Below are 17,187 nucleotides of genomic sequence, written 5' to 3'. Positions count from 1 at the left end.
GGGGTCGTCCGGTCGGCGTCGTTGGCGTACGTGGCGGTCATGGCTGTGCTCCTCCGAGGGTCGGGGTGGCCGGGTTCGTGGCGGCCGGGTTCGTGGCGGCCGGGTTCGTGGTGGCCGGGCTCGTGGTGGCCGGGTTCGTGGTGGCCGGGTTCGTGGTGGACCCGGTCCGGGCCCGGTGGGCGGCGACGGCGTCACGGACCTGCGCGACGGCCCACGGGTTCTGCAGCGACGTGGTGTCGCCGAGCTCCTGGCCGTCCCAGAGCTGGGCGAGCAGGCGGCGCAGGATCTTCCCGCTGCGCGTCTTGGGCAGCTCGGGGACGACGACGACGTGCCGCGGCTTGGCGACCGGGCCGATCGCCTGCGCGACGGCGGCTCGGAGCGCCGCGGCGACGTCGTCCACCGCCGCGTCCGGGTCGGCGGCCGGGTCGGCGGCCGGGTTGACGACGACGAACGCCGCCACCGCTTGCCCGGTGACCGGGTCGTGGACTCCCGTGACACCAGCCTCGCCCACCAGCGGGTGGGCGACGAGCGCGGACTCGATCTCGATGGTCGACAGCCGGTGCCCGGAGACGTTGACCACGTCGTCGAGCCGGCCGAGGATCCACAGGTAGCCGTCGTCGTCGACGGTCGCCCCGTCGCCCGCCACGTAGTACCCGCCGTGCTCGCCGCGCCCCGCGAACCGGCGCCAGTACGAGTCGCGGTACCGCTCGGGGTCGCCCCACACCGTCCGGGCCATGCCCGGCCAGGGGCGCCGCACCACGAGCGTGCCGGAACGCCCCGGGCCGACGGGGCGGCCGTCGTCGTCGACGACGGCCGCGTCGATGCCGGGCAGCGACACCGTCGCCGACCCGGGCTTGAGCACCGTGACGCCCGGCAGCGGGGCGACCATCGCGGCGCCCGTCTCGGACTGCCACCACGTGTCGACGACGGGCGTCTCGTCCCGGCCGAAGCTGCGGCGGAACCACACCCACGCCTCGGGGTTGATGGCCTCGCCGACCGTGCCCAGCAGCCGGATGCTGCTCAGGTCGTGCCCCGCGGGCAGCGTGTCGCCGAACCACGTCATGAACGTGCGGATCAGCGTGGGCGCCGTGTAGTACACCGTGACGCCGTAGCGTTCGATGATCTCCAGGTGCCGCTCGCGGTGCGGGGCGTCGGGGGTGCCCTCGTAGATGACCTGCGTGAGCCCGTTGGCGAGCGGGCCGTAGATCTCGTAGGTGTGGGCGGTGACCCAGGCGAGGTCGGCGGTGCACCAGTGCACGTCGTCGGGCTTGGCGTCGAAGTGCGCCCAGTGCGCCCATGCGGCGTGCGTCAGGTACCCGCCCGCGGTGTGGACCAGGCCCTTGGGGCGGCCCGTCGTGCCGCTGGTGTAGATGACGAACAGGGGGTGCTCGGCGTCGAAGAACTCGGGCTCGTGCACCTGCGGCTGCGTCTCGACGACGTCGTGCCACCACACGTCCCGGCCCTCGGTCCACGGGATGTCGACGCCGGTGCGGCGCAGCACGAGCACGTGCTCGACGTGGTCGAGGCCCGCGGCGGCGTCGTCGGCGTTCTGCTTGACGGGCGTGGGCACGCCCCGGCGGAACTGCCCGTCGCTCGTGACCAGCAGCCTCGCGCGCGTGTCCTCGAGCCGGAAGCGCACGGCCTCGGCGGAGAACCCGCCGAACACCAGCGAGTGCACGGCACCGATGCGGGCGCACGCGAGCGCGATCACGACGGTCTCGACCAGCACGGGCAGGTACACCACGACGCGGTCGCCCGGGCCGATGCCGAGCGACGTGAGCCCGTGCGCGGCCTGCGCGACACGGCGCTGCAGGTCGGCGTAGGTGACGGTGACGCGGTCGCCGGGCTCGCCCTCGAAGTGCAACGCGACCTTGGCCCCGCGCCCGGCCGCCACGTGCCGGTCGACGCAGTTGACCGCCACGTTGAGGCGGCCGCCCTCGAACCAGGTGGCGCGCGGCACGCTCAGCTCGCCCGTGGCCGGGTCCTCGACGGGCGGCGCCCAGGTGTGGGCGGTGTGCCACGGGGTGTGCCAGTCGAGGCGGCGGGCCGCCTCCTCCCAGAACGCGACCGGGTCGGCCTGCGCGCGAGAGTAGACGTCGGGGCCCACGTTCGCCTGGGCCGCGAAGGCCGCGGACGGCGCGAACGCGCGCGTCTCCAGCAGACGCGCCTCGGCGCGCCCGGGGACGCTGTCGGTGGTGGAAGTCGTCACGCCCATCTCCTCAGGAGGCGCTTCTCGGCCAGCCCGACCAGCCCGTTGGTGAGCGTGCCCAGCAGGGCCAGCAGCACGATGGCGAGCAGGATCCGGTCGACGCGCCCGTTCTGCTGCGAGTCGGTCAGCAGCCACCCCAGGCCCATCGACGACGCGATGAGCTCGGCGGCCACCAGGAACAGCCACGACTGGGCGAGCGCGAGCCGCAGCCCGGCCACGAGCGACGGCAGCACGGCCGGCAGCTGCACGGTGCGGAACAGCGCGAGCCCGCGCAGCCCGAACGATCGCCCTGCCTCGACGAGCTGCGGGTCCACGTGCCGCAGCGCCGCCGCGACCGTCGTGTACACGGGGAAGAACGCGCCGATCACGATGAGCGTGACCTTCGACTCCTCACCGATCTTGAGCCACAGGATCAGCAGCGGCACCCACGCGAGCGACGGCACCGCCCGCAGCGCGGCGAGCGTCGGCGTCAGCAGCACGTCACCGAGCCGCGACAGCCCGACGACGGCCCCGACGGCCAGCCCGGCCAGCGCCCCGATCGAGAACCCGAGCAGGACGCGCTGCGTCGAGATCGCCACGTGGCGGCCCAGCTCGCCGCGCCCGAGCAGGTCTGTGGCCGCGTCCCACACCGCGCCCGGACCGGGCAACTGGTAGGCGGGCACGAGTCCCGACGCCGTCACCGCCTGCCAGACGGCGAGTGCGAGCACGGGCAGCACCAGGCCGAGCGTGACCACGGCCCACCGGCGACCGAGCAGTCCGCGGGGCGGGTTCTGCCCACCGCGACGCACGGCCGGGTGCGCGACGGCGGACGTGCCGGCCTCGGACGCGACGACGGTCCCTGCGGCGGCGTTCCCCGCCGCCGCTCCGGTCACCGCCGCGCCGGGTGCGGACGCGTCGGCGCCGGCAGCGCCCACCTGCGTCCCGCGCGGGTCGAACGGCTGCGGCATCAGTGCTTCGCCTTCTCCGCGAACCGCGTGTCGAACAGCGAGCCGAGCGCGGCGTCGACGTCCGCCTGGCTCTTGACGTCGCCGTTCTGCACGAAGATCGGCCCGACGACCTTGAGCACCGCGGTCTGCGCGTCGCCGGGCACCGGGTCGATGTCGAGGTGCGTGCGCTCCTGCACGACGGTGTCGGCGACGGCCTGGTCGATCCCGGCGGCGTCGGCCAGGAGCTTGGAGACGTCGGCCGGGTGGGCGATCGCCCAGGTGCGAGCCTCCTCATAGGCGTCCACGACGACCTGCGCGACGTCGGCGTGCTTGGTCACGAAGTCCTCGGTCGCGTTGAGGAACCCGTAGGTGTTGAAGCCGACGTTGCGGTACAGGAGCCTGTCGCCCGACTCGGCCTCGGCGGCCGCCATGATCGGGTCGAGGCCGACCCAGGCGTCGACCGAGCCGTTGTCGAGGGCCGCGCGGCCGTCGGCGTGCTGGAGGTTCTGCACCTCGACCGACGCCGGGTCGACGCCCGCTTCGTCGAGCGACTGGAGCAGGAAGAAGTACGGGTCGGTGCCCTTGGTCGCCGCGACGGACTTGCCCGCGAGGTCCTCGACCGAGGCGATCGCCGAGTCCTTCCCGACGACGATGGCCGCCCACTCGGGCTGGCTGTAGACGTCGATGGTCTTGATCGGCGACCCGTTCGACCGGGCCAGCAGCGCCGCAGAACCTGCCGTCGAACCGACGTCGACGGCGCCCGCACGCAGCGCCTCGTTGGCCTTGTTGGATCCGGCCGACTGGAGCCAGGTGACGGTGACGGCGTCACCCAGCGCCTTCTCGATGAGGCCCTGGTCCTTCACGACGAGGCTCAGCGGGTTATACGTGGCGAAGTCGATGTTCAGGTGGTCGGTGCTCCACGCGGAGCCGGACGCGGCGTCGTCGTTCGCGGCCGCGGCGCCTCCCTCACCTGCGACGCAGCCGGCTGACGCCAGCATGGTCGCGACGGCGATCGCCGAGGTGACGGTGGCGAGGCGGGCGTGTCGGGTGCGCATGTGGGTTCCTTCGGGGTGGGCCGGCCAGGTGGTTCTGGCCGGGCAGGTGTGTTCGTGGTCGGGTCCGGGAGCGGCCGGGGTGGGATCGGCCCGGGTGGGAGCGGTCAGGCGTGGTGGGTCTCGACGCCGAGGCCTTCGAGCAGGTCGGCGCGCAGCTCGGCGAGCACGCGGTCGGCGCGGTCGCGTGGCCGCGTGCCGGGGACGTCGACGACGCGGGCCAGGCTTCCGGCGTCCGGCGCCGCCTCCGCGAGCGAGCGCAGCAGGAGCACGCGGTCGGCCAGGTACAGCGCCTCCTCGACGTCGTGCGTGACGAGCAGGACCGTCGTGGGCTCGGCGGCGTGGACGTCGAGCAGGAGGTCCTGCATGCGCAGCCGGGTGAGGGCGTCGAGCGCGCCGAAGGGCTCGTCGAGCAGCAGCACCCCTGGCGTGCGCGCCAGCGCGCGGGCGAGCGACGCGCGCTGCGCCATGCCGCCCGAGACCTGGCGCGGGCGCAGGTCGGCCGACTCGTGCAGGCCGACAAGCCGCAGCAGGTCGGCGACGCGCTCGCGCCCCGCGGCGCGCGGAGTCTGGCGCGGAAGGCCGAGCGCGACGTTCTGCGCGAGCGTGCGCCACGGCAGCAGCCGCGGCTCCTGGAACGCGACGGCCGTGCGCGGGTCGGTGCCGACGACGGGCGTCCCGTCGAGCAGGATCCGCCCCGACGTCGGGGCGTCCAGGCCGCTGACCTGACGCAGGAGGGTCGACTTGCCGCACCCGGACGGGCCGACGACGGCGACGATCTCCCCCGCGCGCAGCTCGATGTCGACGCCGCGCAGCACGGGACGCGCACCGCGCGGGGTCTGGAAGGTGCGATCGACCGACTCGATGGTGACGGCGTGGGCGGTCGCGGCCGGCGGGGTGGCCGGGGCGGCCGACGAGGTGACCGGGGCGGCCGGCGGGGTCGCGTGCCGCGGCTCGGTGTGAGCCTGCGCCCGGGTCTCGGCCGGGTCCAGTGCCTTGGTCGTGCTGGTCATGGGGGGAGTCCTCGGTCTCGTCGAAGCGACCGGGGATCATCCGGCGGTCGCGGGGCGACTGCACGCCGGAAGGAGCGCGGCCCGAAGGCCGCAGGGCTCACCCGCCGGCGCGGTGCTGCATTCGACAGCACGGCAGGCAGCAGCAGGACGTGGCGGCGGTGCGGGTGGGGCCCATGGCCAGTCCTTTCGATCGTGCTGCCTCGACGGGTTCACGTGACCGGATTGTCTCTCTATGCGAGACAGTCCCATCTCTTGAAACGCACGCTAGGCAAGAACTCCAGGCACGGCAATCACCGTCTCATCATTCGGGCATCAGTCTCGTCCGGATGCCGGACATTGCGGGACGGTCCTCCGCCGCGTGAACCGACCGCTGGGCCCACGCACGTCCCCCGACCCGTCAGCCGATCGTCGCTCGCCCGTCCTCGACGGTCAGGCCCTCGCGGGCGATCCGGCCGACGGTCTCGACCAGGAGCGCCCGCTCGGCCACCTTGATGCGCTCATGGAGGCTCGCGACGTCGTCGTCGGCGAGCACGGGGACGGCCGCCTGCGCGAGGATCGGCCCGGTGTCGACGCCCGCGTCGACCACGTGCACGGTGCACCCGGTGATCGTCACGCCGTGCGCGAGCGCGTCACGCACGGCATGCGCGCCCGGGAACGAGGGCAGCAGGGCCGGATGGGTGTTGACCACCCGCCCGGGGAACCGGTCGAGAAACCCGGGCGCGAGGATCCGCATGAAACCCGCCAGCACCACCAGGTCGGGGCGGAAGACGGCGACCGCGTCGGCGATGCCGCGGTCCCACGCCGCACGGTCCTCGAAGTCGGCCGGAGCGACGACCACCGAGGCGACTCCGGCGTCGCGCGCCAGATCGAGGGCACCCGCGCCGGGCTTGTCGGTCACGAGCCCGACGACGCGGCCGCCGAACGCGGGCGCGTCGTGCGCCGCGAGCAGCGCCGCGAGGTTCGACCCGCCGCCCGAGGCGAGGACGACGAGTCGCGTGGCGGTGGTCGAGTCGACGGCGTGGCCGGAGGGGGTCTGCACGGTGGCCCAGCGTAGTCGGGCGGTCGCGTTCGGCGCGTCAGCGCGAGGTCACGTACCGCCACGGGCGCGAGTGCGCGGGGACGACCACGATCGCCGCGCCCAGCAGCACCTCGAGCGTGACGAACCCGGCCACGGCCAGCGGGTTCGCGCCGACGAGCGACAGTCGCCCCGCCCCGGCCGCTCCCCCGGCCCACCACTGGAGCACGGCGGCGCCCGCGCCGGCCGTGAAGGCCAGCCCACCGAGCGACCATGCGACGTCGGTCCACCGCACGAGCGACGGTTCGAGCCGCCGCCACACGAACCAGCCTCCGAGAGCGCCGCACAGCACCACCACGGCCGGTGCCCACAGCACGTTCGCCCCGGTCCAGTCGGGCCGCGGCAGCGCGGCGAGCACGGGCAGCGCGGGCAGCGGCCCGTCCACGACGGCCCGCGGCGAGAACGTCGTGCCCTGCCCGACGGCGAAGCCCGGCCCCGCGATCCACGCCGAGGCCCACACGACGAGGTTGGGCACCAGCGCGAGCTGCGACACGGCCAGCACGATGCCCCCGAGCCAGCCGGGTGCCAGCGCCGTCAGGACGTCGTCGGCGGAGCCACGGCCCGCCACCATCCACACCGCGGCGAGCAGCGCACTGAGCCCGAGCAGCGACGCGAGCGCGACGCCTCCCCGCGCACGCCCAGCCGTGCCACGGCCGGCACCACGCCGAAGGCGCGCTCGGCGAGGTCGCCGATCCTGGGCGCCTCGGGCTGCGCTAGCGTGCCGAGCACCATCCCGCCGCCGCCGACGACGAGCGCCCCGAGTGCCGCCAGCGCCAGGCCGGAGCCACGCACGCCACCGGCGGCGGCGGAGCCGACGACGGCCAGCAGGTAGGTGACCGCGCCGGACACGACCGCGGCCGGCGAGGCGATCGCTGAGCGCTTCGCGCTCACGTACGTCGTGAACAGTGCGAGCGCACCGATCCCCAGCGGAACCACGGTGATCGTCGCGGCCCCGACGGCGACCGGCACGCCGTGCCCCAGGAGCCACAGCGCCCCGGCCACACGCGACGCGGCCCCCAGGGCACGCGCGTAGCACCGGCGTCGGGCGCACCGAGGAGGGCGACGACGGCGAGCAGCAGCACGACCGCAAAGCTCAGCACCAGGCCCTGGGCGACCGACCAGACGCCCGACATCGCAGGCGCGGTCCGGGCGATGCGCAGGCTCTCCGGGGCGCCGGGTCCTCGACGGTCCGGCGTCCGGGGCGGGAGGTGGTGCGGGGCGAGCTCACCGTCCCATGGTCCCCTGCGGCGCGTCCCGCACCGCTCGTGCCACACCGTAGGCCGCCCGCTCGCTCTCGCGGTGCCGCCGCGGTCGAGCGCAGGACGAGGCGTCCGGCGGACGCCGGCCCCGCAGTGACCGCGGCGGCGCGGCGGCCCTGACGCCGCGCCGCCGGCAGGTCACTGGGCCGCGAGGATCTCGCGCATGAGAGCGGCCGTCTCGGACGGCGTCTTGCCGACCTTGACGCCGACGGCCTCCAGCGCCTCCTTCTTGGCGGCGGCGGTGCCCGCCGACCCGCTCACGATGGCGCCCGCGTGGCCCATGGTCTTGCCCTCGGGGGCCGTGAAGCCGGCGACGTAGCCGACGACCGGCTTGGTCACGTGAGCCTTGATGTAGGCCGCGGCGCGCTCCTCGGCGTCGCCGCCGATCTCGCCGATCATGACGATCGCCTTGGTCTCCGGGTCCTTCTCGAAGGCCTCGAGCGCGTCGATGTGGGTGGTGCCCACGATCGGGTCGCCGCCGATGCCGATCGCCGTCGAGAACCCGAGGTCCCGCAGCTCGTACATCATCTGGTAGGTCAGCGTGCCCGACTTCGACACCAGCCCGATCGGTCCCTTGCCCGTGATCGTGTGCGGCGTGATGCCCGCGAGCGACTCGCCCGGCGTGATGATGCCGGGGCAGTTGGGGCCGATCATGCGGGTGGACTTGCCCTGGAGGTAGGCCCACACCTCGGCCGTGTCCTGCACCGGGACGCCCTCGGTGATGACGACGATGAGCGGCATGTCGGCGTCGATCGCCTCGATCGCCGCATCCTTGGTGAACGCCGGCGGCACGAAGAGCACCGACACGTTGGCGCCGGTCTCGGCCATGGCCTCCTTGACCGTGCCGAACACCGGCAGCGTGAGGTCGTTCCCCTCGTGGTCCTGGTGCGTCACGGTCGTGCCGGCCTTGCGGGCGTTGACGCCGCCCACGATCTGCGCGCCGGAGTCGAGCATGAGGGCGGTGTGCTTGGCACCCATCCCGCCCGTGATGCCCTGGACGATGATCCTCGAGTCCTTGTTCAGGTAGATCGACATAGTTCTTCTTGTCTCTGCTTTCGGGAGCTATCGACTTTTCGTCTCGGGCAGGTCAGGCGGCCGCGGCCAGCTCGGCCGCCTTCTCGGCGCCGCCGTCCATGGTCTCGGCGAGGGTCACGAGCGGGTGGTTCGCCTCGCGCAGGATGGCGCGGCCGAGGTCGACGTTGTTGCCGTCGAGGCGCACGACCAGCGGCTTGGACGCCTCGTCGCCGAGGATCTCCAGCGCACCGACGATGCCCCGGGCGACCTCGTCGCACGCGGTGATCCCGCCGAACACGTTGACGAACACCGCCTTGACCTGCGGGTCATTGAGGATGACGTCGAGCCCGTCGGCCATGACCTGGGCGTTGGCGCCGCCACCGATGTCGAGGAAGTTGGCGGGCTTGACGCCACCGTGGTGCTCGCCCGCGTAGGCGACGACGTCGAGCGTGCTCATGACGAGACCCGCACCGTTGCCGATCACGCCGACCTCGCCGTCGAGCTTGACGTAGTTGAGCCCGCTGGCCTTGGCCTTCGCCTCGAGCGGGTCGGACGACTCCTTGTCCGCGAGCGCCTCGTGGTCGGGGTGACGCACCTCGGAGGCGTTGTCGTCGAGCGTGACCTTGCCGTCGAGGGCGACGATCGCACCGTCCTCGGTGCGGACCAGCGGGTTGACCTCGACGAGCGTGGCGTCCTCGGCCTTGAACACCGTCCACAGCTGCTGGACGACCTTGGCGACGTCGGCCCGCAGCTCCTGCGGGAAGCGCGCCGCCTCGACGATCTCCGCGGCCTTCGCGGCGTCGATGCCCACGATCGGGTCGACGGCGACCCGTGCCAGCGCCTCGGGGCGCTCGACCGCGAGCTGCTCGATCTCCATGCCGCCCTCGACCGAGCACATGGCCAGGTAGTTGCGGTTGGAGCGGTCGAGCAGCACCGAGAAGTAGAACTCCTCGGCGATCTTGGCGCCCTGCGCCACCATCACCCGGTGGACCGTGTGGCCCTTGATGTCCATCCCGAGGATCTCGCCCGCCTTGTCGGCCGCCTCGTCGGGCGAGTGGGCGAGCTTGACGCCGCCGGCCTTGCCGCGGCCACCGGTCTTGACCTGGGCCTTGACGACCACAGTCCCGCCGCCGAGCTGCTCGGCGGCCTCACGTGCTTCCTGCGGGGTCGTCGCGACGACGCCCCGAGCACGGGCACGCCGTGCTTCTCGAAGATGTCGCGCGCCTGGTATTCGAACAGGTCCACCCGCCTGCGTCCTTCCCTCCGAAGAGCCCCTGTGCCCGTGGTCCGGCAGAGGCTGCCTTGACGATGTCTCGACGTCAAGACATCTCGCCAAGAGTAGCCCGGCCCGGCAGCGGCTTGAACCCCGGTCTCGCCGGACGAGCGTGACGCACGCCACGCCGCCGGGCCGCCGCGCGGCCCGTTCCGCGTCTGCTCGTCAACCTGGGTTGACAGGCGAACCGCGTGTCAACCATAGTTGACACATGGATTCCCGGCAGACGCTCGCCTCCTCGGCGGCGAGCGACGACCCCCATCAGGGCCTGCGCGCCGTCCGAGCGCTGCGCGAGCTGGCCGACCGCCTCGAGACGCTCCAGGTCGAACGAGCCCGGAGCCTCGGGTGGACGTGGCAGGACATCGCCGACGCGCTCGGGGTGACCAGGCAGGCAGTCCACAAGAAGTTCGGCAAGACGCTCTGACGCGACGCACCCGCACGCCCCGGGCCGGCACCGCCACGCGGCGCCAGGCCACCCGGGCGAGCAGACCGGCGGCAGACCCACAGACAGGAGGATCCGATGTTCGAGCGATTCACCAAGGAAGCCCGCGTGCCCGTGATCGAGGCGCAGTTCGTGGCGCGCTCGGCCCACACGCCCACCATCGACGCACGCCACGTGCTCGTCGCGCTCGCCGAGTCCGAGATCGGCCCCGCGGTCGGCGCCCTGCGCACCGTCGGCGTCGACGTCGGCGAGCTCGCCCGGCGGCTGCGCGCCGAGCTGGCGGGCATCGACGCCGCCGCGCTCGCCGCCGTGGGCGTCGACCTCGACGAGGTGCGCCGCAGCACCGACGCGACGTTCGGCGAGGGCGCGTTCGACGGCGTCGGCGGCCGGCGCGGCAGCGACCGCAAGCACATCCCGTTCGCGTCGGACGCGAAGAAGGCCCTCAGCCTCGCGCTGCGCGAGGCGATCCGCCTCGGCTCGCCGAGCATCGACTCCGGGCACCTGCTGCTCGGGATCCTCCGCGGGGGCTCCCCCGCCGCGAAGGCCCTGCACGCGGCCCTCACTCGCGCGGGGTCCGACGACGACGCCCTGCGCGCCGCCGTCGAGCGGAGCGGGACGCCGGCCACCTGAGGGCGACGCACACCCAGGCGTCGGCGGAGCCGTGACGGCGCGGCGCCCGGCCCCGCCGACGGGAGGCCAGGCGGACGGGCCGACCTCCAGTCGCGCGACAGACCGGGCAACCGGCGGCCCGCCCGCCGTCAGAGCTTGGTCACCGGGGAGTAGCGCAGCAGCAGCCGCTTCGTGCCGTCGGAGCCGAAGTCGATCTTCGCGACCGCGTTGGTTCCGGCGCCTTCGACCGAGACGACGGTCCCGAGGCCGTAGGCGTCATGCGTCACCCGGTCACCGACCGCGAGCGACGGGATGTCGGCGTCCTTGCGCGGGGTCGCGCTGCCGAAGCGGGCACCCGTCGACCCCTCCGCAGCGGTCCGCGGACGCCCGAGGCGCGCGGGCCCGGCACCGCTGCCCGGTGCGCCCGCGCCGCTCGACCCCGGCGCAGCACGCCGTTCCCCCACGACGAACCCCGCGAGCCCCACGCGGACCCGCCACCGCGCAGGTACTGGGTCGACGACTCACGGCGGCGCCAGTCCCACAGCTCCTCGGGAATGTCGCCGAGGAACCGGCTCGGCGGCATCTCGTTGGCCATCCCCCACGCCGACCGCACGCCCGCGCGCGAGATGTACAGCCGCTCACGCGCCCGCGTGATCCCGACGTACGCCAGCCGGCGCTCCTCGGCCAGCTCCGCGTCGTCGTGCAGCGAGCGCATGTGCGGGAACGTGCCGTCCTCCATGCCGGTCAGGAAGACGACGGGGAACTCCAGGCCCTTGGCCGTGTGCAGCGTCATGAGCGTGACGACGCCCTGGTCCGGCCGGGGCTCCTGCTCGGCCTCGCCGTCGGCGACGTCCTCGTCGGGAATCTGGTCGGAGTCCGCGACGAGCGACACCCGTTCCAGGAAGTCGACGAGCGTCCCCTCCGGGTCGGTGCCGGAGAACTCGGTCGCCACCGCGTGCAGCTCGGCGAGGTTCTCGACGCGCGAGGCGTCTTGGGGGTCGTCCGAGGCCCGCAGCTCCTCGAGGTAGCCGGTGCGGTCGAGCACGGCCCCGAGGATCGCGGCGGGAGGCTCACCGGCGTCGACCATCGCACGCAGGCCGGCCATGAGATCACGGAAGCCGCGCAGCGGGTTGAGCGTGCGCGTGCTCATGCCGGGCACGTCCTCGGCGCGTTCGACGGCCGCGCCGAACGAGACGCGCTCCCGCTCGGCGAAGGCGGCGAGCAGCGACTCCGCCTTGTCGCCGAGCCCCGCTTGGGGACGTTGAGGACGCGCCGCAGGTTGACGTCGTCGTCGGGGTTGGCCAGCGCGCGCAGGTAGGCGATGGCGTCCTTGATCTCGCGCCGCTCGTAGAAGCGCGTGCCGCCCACCACCTTGTACGGCAGCCCCACGCGCACCAGCACCTCTTCGAGCGAGCGGGACTGGGCGTTGGTGCGGTAGAAGACCGCGACGTCGCCGGGCCGCACGCCGTCGGCGTCCCCGAGCCGGTCGATCTCCTCCGCGACGAAGCGCGCCTCGGCGTGCTCGTCGTCGGCCACGTAGCCGACGATCTGCGCGCCCGCGCCCGACGCCGTCCACAGCCGCTTGGGCTTGCGGTCCGCGTTGCGGGAGATGACGGCGTTGGCCGCGCTGAGGATGTTCTGCGTCGAGCGGTAGTTCTGCTCGAGCAGGATCGTCGTCGCGCTCGGGTAGTCCTGCTCGAACTCCTGGATGTTGCGGATCGTGGCACCGCGGAAGGCGTAGATCGACTGGTCGGCGTCGCCGACGACGGTGAGCTCGCCCGGCTCGAGGCCGTCCTCGGGTGCGGCCGCCGTCGCCGCGGGGGCGCTGCCCGGGACTCCCGTGAGCTCGCGCACCAGCACGTACTGCGCGTGGTTCGTGTCCTGGTACTCGTCGACGAGCACGTGCCGGAACCGCCTGCGGTAGTGCTCGGCCACGGCGGGGAACGCCTGCATCAGGTGGACCGTCGTCATGATGATGTCGTCGAAGTCGAGCGCGCTGGCCTGCTGGAGGCGGGCCTGGTAGCGCGTGTAGACGTCGGCCAGGATCGGGTCCTTGTCCTGCCGGTCGGCGTAGTCGTCCGGGGTGACGAGCTCGTTCTTGAGGTCGCTGATCCGGTTGGCGAGCCCACGCGCCGGGTACTTCTTCGCGTCCAGGTTGAGCTCGCGCGTCACGAGGGTGACCAGGCGCTGGGAGTCCGCGGCGTCGTAGATCGAGAAGCTCGACCGCAGGCCCACCACCTTGTACTCGCGCCGCAGAATGCGGACGCACGCCGAGTGGAACGTCGACACCCACATGCGGGACGCGGCCGGGCCGACCAGGTGCTGGACGCGCTCGCGCATCTCGGCGGCGGCCTTGTTGGTGAAGGTGATCGCGAGGATCTCCCCCGCCCGCGCGCGACCGGTCGCAAGGAGATGGGCGATGCGGTGCGTCAGCACACGCGTCTTGCCCGAGCCCGCGCCGGCCACGATGAGCAGCGGCGCCCCGTGATGCACGACGGCGGCCCGCTGCTGCGGGTTGAGACCCTCGAGCAGCACCTCCGGGTCGAGGTGGGCGTACGGGCCGCGACGCGGGGCGTCGTCCGGGACGACGTCCCCGGCCGCCGCGCGCACCCAGTCGGGTGCGTCGGCCGTCTCGCCGTCCGCCCACGCGTCCCACCGCGGGCCCGAGGGCGGCAGGCGCGCCGCGTCGCCGGAACCGGCCGAGCGGCTCGCGGCAGCACGCGACCCGGCAGCGCTGGAGCTGTCGGCGCTCAACCCGTCAGCGCTGAACCCGCGGGCACCGGGCAGGGGCATGTGATCGAAGAGTGAGGTCATCGCGTGAGCAAGCCTAGGCGCCGCCGCCGACACGCCAGGGCACGGCGGGACCGGGCGAGCGACGTCGCGTCGCGCCACGCGGGGCGACGTCGTCGCGGACGCAGACCACGGCGCCGCGCCCGGCCGAGCCACGGCCCGTCACGTCCGCCAGACCCCCACCAGCCACGCCACCGAGGCGAGCAGCCCGCCCGCGAGCTGGACGACGATGGTGATCCCGGTCGCCTGGAGCGCGGCCACCGTCGCGCGCCAGGCCCGTTCGCGGTCCTGCCTGCGCACCAGCTCGGCCACGTACACGGCGCCCACGAAGAACAGCGGCAGCCCGACGACCGGAAGGACGAAGAACCCGACGACGCCCGCGACCCCACCCCAGGCGAGGGTGGACCACGGCACGTCGGCCCGCCGCAGGTGCCGCCCGGCCAGCAGCCACTGGCCCAGCTCCGCGAGAGCGACGACGACGGCGGCCGCCGCGAACGCCCACCACGCGCCGCCGCCGGTCACCCACGCCCACACCAGGATCGCGCCCAGCACGAGCACGTTGCCGGGCAGCACCTGGACGACGGTGCCCACCAGCCCGACGACGATCACGAGGCCGACGAGGACCTCACCGAGCACGCTCATCCGCTTCCCCTCCCGGTGGGGCGCCATCGCCCCGGCCGAGCGACGCCCGTCGCCCGGTACGGTTCACACACTCCCCCGCGGCGCCCTCAGTGCACGAACACCGCCAGCACGATGTTGACGATCGTCAGCCCCCCGATCGCGTGCTTGACCCACGGCACGACGGCGCCCGTACCGTTGTCGCCCTTCGCGCCCTGGCGCCGCGCGACGAACGCGAGCACCGTGATGACCGCCGCGATCACAAGCTTGGCGATCAACGTGCCCCGGTGGAAGTACGAGCCGACAGCGTCGCCCTCGATGAGTCCCATCATCACGACGCCCGACACGAGCGCCGTCGCGGCGCCATGGAAGACACCGCGGTACAGGCCCGGCGTGCGCATCGAGGCGAGGTAGCCGCCGAGCACGATGGCCCAGCCGACAAAGTGCAGGAAGGCGAACACGTCGAAAAGGAAGTCCACGCCCCGAAGGCTACAGCCGCCCCCGTGCGCTCCGGCCCGGGAGCCACGACCCGCGGGAACGTCGCACGGCCACCGCCCGTGACGGTGCGCAGGTCACAGGATGTGCCGGGCCGCCGCCCACCGGGTGAGCTCGTAGCGGCTCGACAGCTGGAGCTTGCGCAGCACCGCCGAGACGTGCGTCTCGACGGTCTTGATCGAGATGAACAGCTCGCTGGCCACCTCGCGGTAGGAGTAGCCGCGCGCGATGAGCCGCATGACCTCCTGCTCGCGGCGCGAGAGCCGGTCGAGCTCGTCGTCGGCCACCGAGACCTCGCCCGCGGCCGTGCCGAACGCATCCAGCACGAACCCGGCCAGGCGCGGCGAGAACACGGCGTCACCGCCCGCGACCTGCACGACGGCGGACGACAGGTCGTGCGCCGAGATGTTCTTGGTGACGTACCCACGCGCACCCGAGCGGATGACGGCGACGACGTCCTCCGCGGCGTCGGACACCGACAGCGCGAGGAAGCGGGTGACGCCGGCCCCGACGAGGTCGGCGCACAGCCGCACGACCTCGGCCCCGCCGCCCCCGGTGCCGCCCGGCAGGTGGACGTCGAGCAGCACCACGGGCGGACGCTGCGCGTGGATGACGACGACGGCCTCGTCGACGTCCGCGGCCTCACCGACCACGCGCACGCGCTCGTCGAGCGACGCGCGCACACCGGTGCGGAACATGTGGTGGTCGTCCACGAGCACGACGGGCACGGGCAAGGTGACCTCGGCTGCGGAGGGCGTGCTCACGGATGGGCTCCTTCGTCATGGGGCGGCAGCCGGCCGGGCGGTGGCCTGCCGGGGGTGACGGCCGGGCGTGGGAGCGGGGCCGGGACCGTCGAGAACCCGGCCCGGCACCGGAGGCACGGCCGGCGGCACACCCCTACTCTGCCGGGAGCGCAGCCCCCTCGCGCGCGCTGGTCGCGGCACGTTCGGGCGTCGGGCCGCGCGCGGCCTCGGGGTCCCGCGGCATCCGCAGCCGGACCTCGGTGCCCCACCCCGCACGGCTGCTGACCTCGGCAGTCCCGCCGCGGCGCCGCACGCGCCCGAGGATCGACTCGCGTACACCGAACCGGTCGGGGGCGATGTCGTCCATCGCGAACCCGTCGCCGCGGTCGCGCACGAACACCTCGGCCGCGGCGGCGGTCACCTCGAGGTAGACGGTCACGGGCGGTCTGCCGTGGGCGACCGCGTTGACCAGCGCCTCGCGCGTGGCCTGCAGCAGCGCCGTCGTGGCCTCGGTCGGCTCGCAGTCGCCGACGACGACGACGTCGACCGCCACGGGCGCGATCCCGGGGACGCCCCTCCCGGCGCCTGCCGCCTCGTCGTCGCCCGGTGGCACGCCGTTGAGGGCCCGGGGACCCTCGGCGGGCTTGCCGACGCGGCCGTCCTCGACCTGGGCGACCAGCGCACGCAGCTCGGCCGCGAGCGAGGTGCCGGGGGCGCGGCGGTCGTCGTAGAGCCACTCGCGCAGCTCGCGCTCCTGCGCGCGGGCCATGCGCGCGACGGCGTCGGCGTCGTCGGCCCGCGTGCGGATGAGGGCCAGGGTCTGGAGCACGGAGTCGTGCAGGTGGGCGGCGATGTCGGCGCGCTCGGCCTCGCGGGCGCGCGCGGCGCGCGCGTCGCCGAGCTCGCGCACGAGCCGCAGCCACCACGGGGCGAGCACGAGCGCGAAGCCGATCAGGACCGCGAGCGCCGCCGCTGCCGCCTGGATCACGGCCCACCTGGGCGCGTCCTGACCCACGAGGAGCAACGCTCCGGCGACCACGAGCGCGAGGCCGCCGGCAGGGCGGGCGAGGGCGGTCCAACGGCGCCCACCGGCGGGGGCGGCGCGCTGGACGGCGTCGACCTGGCTCCACGCGAGCGCGAGGCCACCGAGCGTCAGCAGGGCGGGGATCACCCAGGACTGCTGCCAGTCCCACCCGGCGCGCATCGAGACCAGCAGGGCGGCACCGAGCAGCAGGCCCACGCCGACGGCGATGTCGCGCCGCTGCACGCGTGCGGCCACGTCCGCGAGGCGTAGCCGTGGCGCGAGCCGGCGCAGCGCGGCGGGGGCGGCGTCGTCGGCCGCGGCGCGCGGGTCGCCCGAGGGGATGGTGACCCACCAGAAGACGTAGACGGCCGCGCCCGCACCGCCCGCGAGCGCGAGCAGCGCCATGACGGCACGCACCGCGGCGACCGGGACCGCGAGGTGCGCGGCGACTCCCGAGCACACGCCCGCGACCCACCGGTCCGCCTCGGGGCGGCGCAGCGGCAGGCGGGCGCCTGCGGCGGGTTGCGGGTGGCTCACCTGCCGATCGTGACACGTCTTGGGTCCCCGGACCGCCGTCGGGGCGGGGAATCAGGGTTCCGGCGCCGCCCCGGAGTGCAGTTTCAGGGTCGCTTCAGGGCGGCACCC

The 17,187-nt window shown here is 74.1% G+C and carries 12 protein-coding genes and 3 pseudogenes; 2 read left to right on the top strand and 13 right to left on the bottom strand.

Annotation, left to right across the window (positions count from 1 at the left end; all coding sequences use genetic code 11):
* Positions 1-37: 37 nt before the first annotated feature.
* The 8 genes and pseudogenes from acs to sucC form a co-directional block, all read right to left on the bottom strand.
* Positions 38-2,215 carry an acetate--CoA ligase gene (gene acs, locus ET495_RS16280; RefSeq protein WP_129205653.1) on the bottom strand — a complete coding sequence of 726 codons (2,178 nt, stop codon included), beginning with the start codon at positions 2,213-2,215 and terminating at the stop codon, positions 38-40.
* The gene (locus ET495_RS16275; RefSeq protein WP_245993148.1) at positions 2,206-3,156 is read right to left on the bottom strand and encodes an ABC transporter permease; all 951 of its coding nucleotides are present in this window, start codon (positions 3,154-3,156) and stop codon (positions 2,206-2,208) included. Before ET495_RS16275 ends, acs begins: the two co-directional genes overlap by 10 nt.
* Positions 3,156-4,190 carry an aliphatic sulfonate ABC transporter substrate-binding protein gene (locus ET495_RS16270; RefSeq protein ID WP_129205652.1) on the bottom strand — a complete coding sequence of 345 codons (1,035 nt, stop codon included), beginning with the start codon at positions 4,188-4,190 and terminating at the stop codon, positions 3,156-3,158. Before ET495_RS16270 ends, ET495_RS16275 begins: the two co-directional genes overlap by 1 nt.
* Before the next feature lie 104 nt (positions 4,191-4,294).
* Positions 4,295-5,200: an ABC transporter ATP-binding protein gene (locus ET495_RS16265; protein WP_170220590.1), complete on the bottom strand. Its 906-nt coding sequence runs from the start codon at positions 5,198-5,200 to the stop codon at positions 4,295-4,297.
* Positions 5,201-5,597: 397 nt separating this feature from the next.
* Positions 5,598-6,239: a phosphoribosylglycinamide formyltransferase gene (gene purN, locus ET495_RS16260; RefSeq protein ID WP_129205651.1), complete on the bottom strand. Its 642-nt coding sequence runs from the start codon at positions 6,237-6,239 to the stop codon at positions 5,598-5,600.
* A 37-nt stretch (positions 6,240-6,276) separates the two neighbouring features.
* Positions 6,277-7,244: pseudogene (locus ET495_RS19020) on the bottom strand (cell division protein PerM).
* A 428-nt stretch (positions 7,245-7,672) separates the two neighbouring features.
* Positions 7,673-8,569 (bottom strand): succinate--CoA ligase subunit alpha, encoded by an 897-nt coding sequence (sucD, locus tag ET495_RS16245; protein ID WP_129205648.1) that lies wholly within the window; start codon positions 8,567-8,569, stop codon positions 7,673-7,675.
* Positions 8,570-8,621: 52 nt separating this feature from the next.
* A pseudogene (gene sucC / locus ET495_RS16240) lies at positions 8,622-9,793 on the bottom strand (ADP-forming succinate--CoA ligase subunit beta).
* Positions 9,794-10,032: 239 nt separating this feature from the next.
* Here sucC and ET495_RS16235 point away from each other — a divergent pair.
* Both ET495_RS16235 and ET495_RS16230 read left to right on the top strand, forming a co-directional pair.
* Entirely contained in the window at positions 10,033-10,245 is a 213-nt protein-coding gene (locus ET495_RS16235; protein ID WP_129205647.1) for a helix-turn-helix domain-containing protein, read from the top strand.
* A 96-nt stretch (positions 10,246-10,341) separates the two neighbouring features.
* Positions 10,342-10,893 carry a Clp protease N-terminal domain-containing protein gene (locus ET495_RS16230; RefSeq protein WP_129205646.1) on the top strand — a complete coding sequence of 184 codons (552 nt, stop codon included), beginning with the start codon at positions 10,342-10,344 and terminating at the stop codon, positions 10,891-10,893.
* 128 nt (positions 10,894-11,021) lie between these two features.
* Here the strand turns inward: ET495_RS16230 and pcrA are convergent.
* The 5 genes and pseudogenes from pcrA to ET495_RS16205 all read right to left on the bottom strand — a co-directional run bounded on the left by pcrA (position 11,022) and on the right by ET495_RS16205 (position 17,079).
* Positions 11,022-13,686 (bottom strand): annotated as a pseudogene (pcrA, locus tag ET495_RS16225) (DNA helicase PcrA).
* Between the two features lie 138 nt (positions 13,687-13,824).
* A complete protein-coding gene (locus tag ET495_RS16220) occupies positions 13,825-14,304 on the bottom strand; it encodes a DUF456 domain-containing protein (protein WP_129205645.1) in 480 nt (159 codons plus the stop codon).
* Positions 14,305-14,390: 86 nt separating this feature from the next.
* Positions 14,391-14,759: a hypothetical protein gene (locus tag ET495_RS16215; RefSeq protein ID WP_129205644.1), complete on the bottom strand. Its 369-nt coding sequence runs from the start codon at positions 14,757-14,759 to the stop codon at positions 14,391-14,393.
* 93 nt (positions 14,760-14,852) lie between these two features.
* Positions 14,853-15,473, bottom strand: coding sequence for a LuxR C-terminal-related transcriptional regulator (locus ET495_RS16210; protein WP_245993503.1), 621 nt, complete (start codon positions 15,471-15,473; stop codon positions 14,853-14,855).
* Positions 15,474-15,672: 199 nt separating this feature from the next.
* Positions 15,673-17,079: an ATP-binding protein gene (locus ET495_RS16205; RefSeq protein WP_129205642.1), complete on the bottom strand. Its 1,407-nt coding sequence runs from the start codon at positions 17,077-17,079 to the stop codon at positions 15,673-15,675.
* Between the last annotated feature and the right edge of the window lie 108 nt (positions 17,080-17,187).

Source organism: Xylanimonas allomyrinae, from assembly GCF_004135345.1.
Taxonomy (GTDB): Bacteria; Actinomycetota; Actinomycetes; order Actinomycetales; family Cellulomonadaceae; genus Xylanimonas; species Xylanimonas allomyrinae.
The sequence above is the reverse complement of the archived record's forward strand: the minus strand, read 5'-3'. Positions and strand labels throughout refer to the sequence as shown.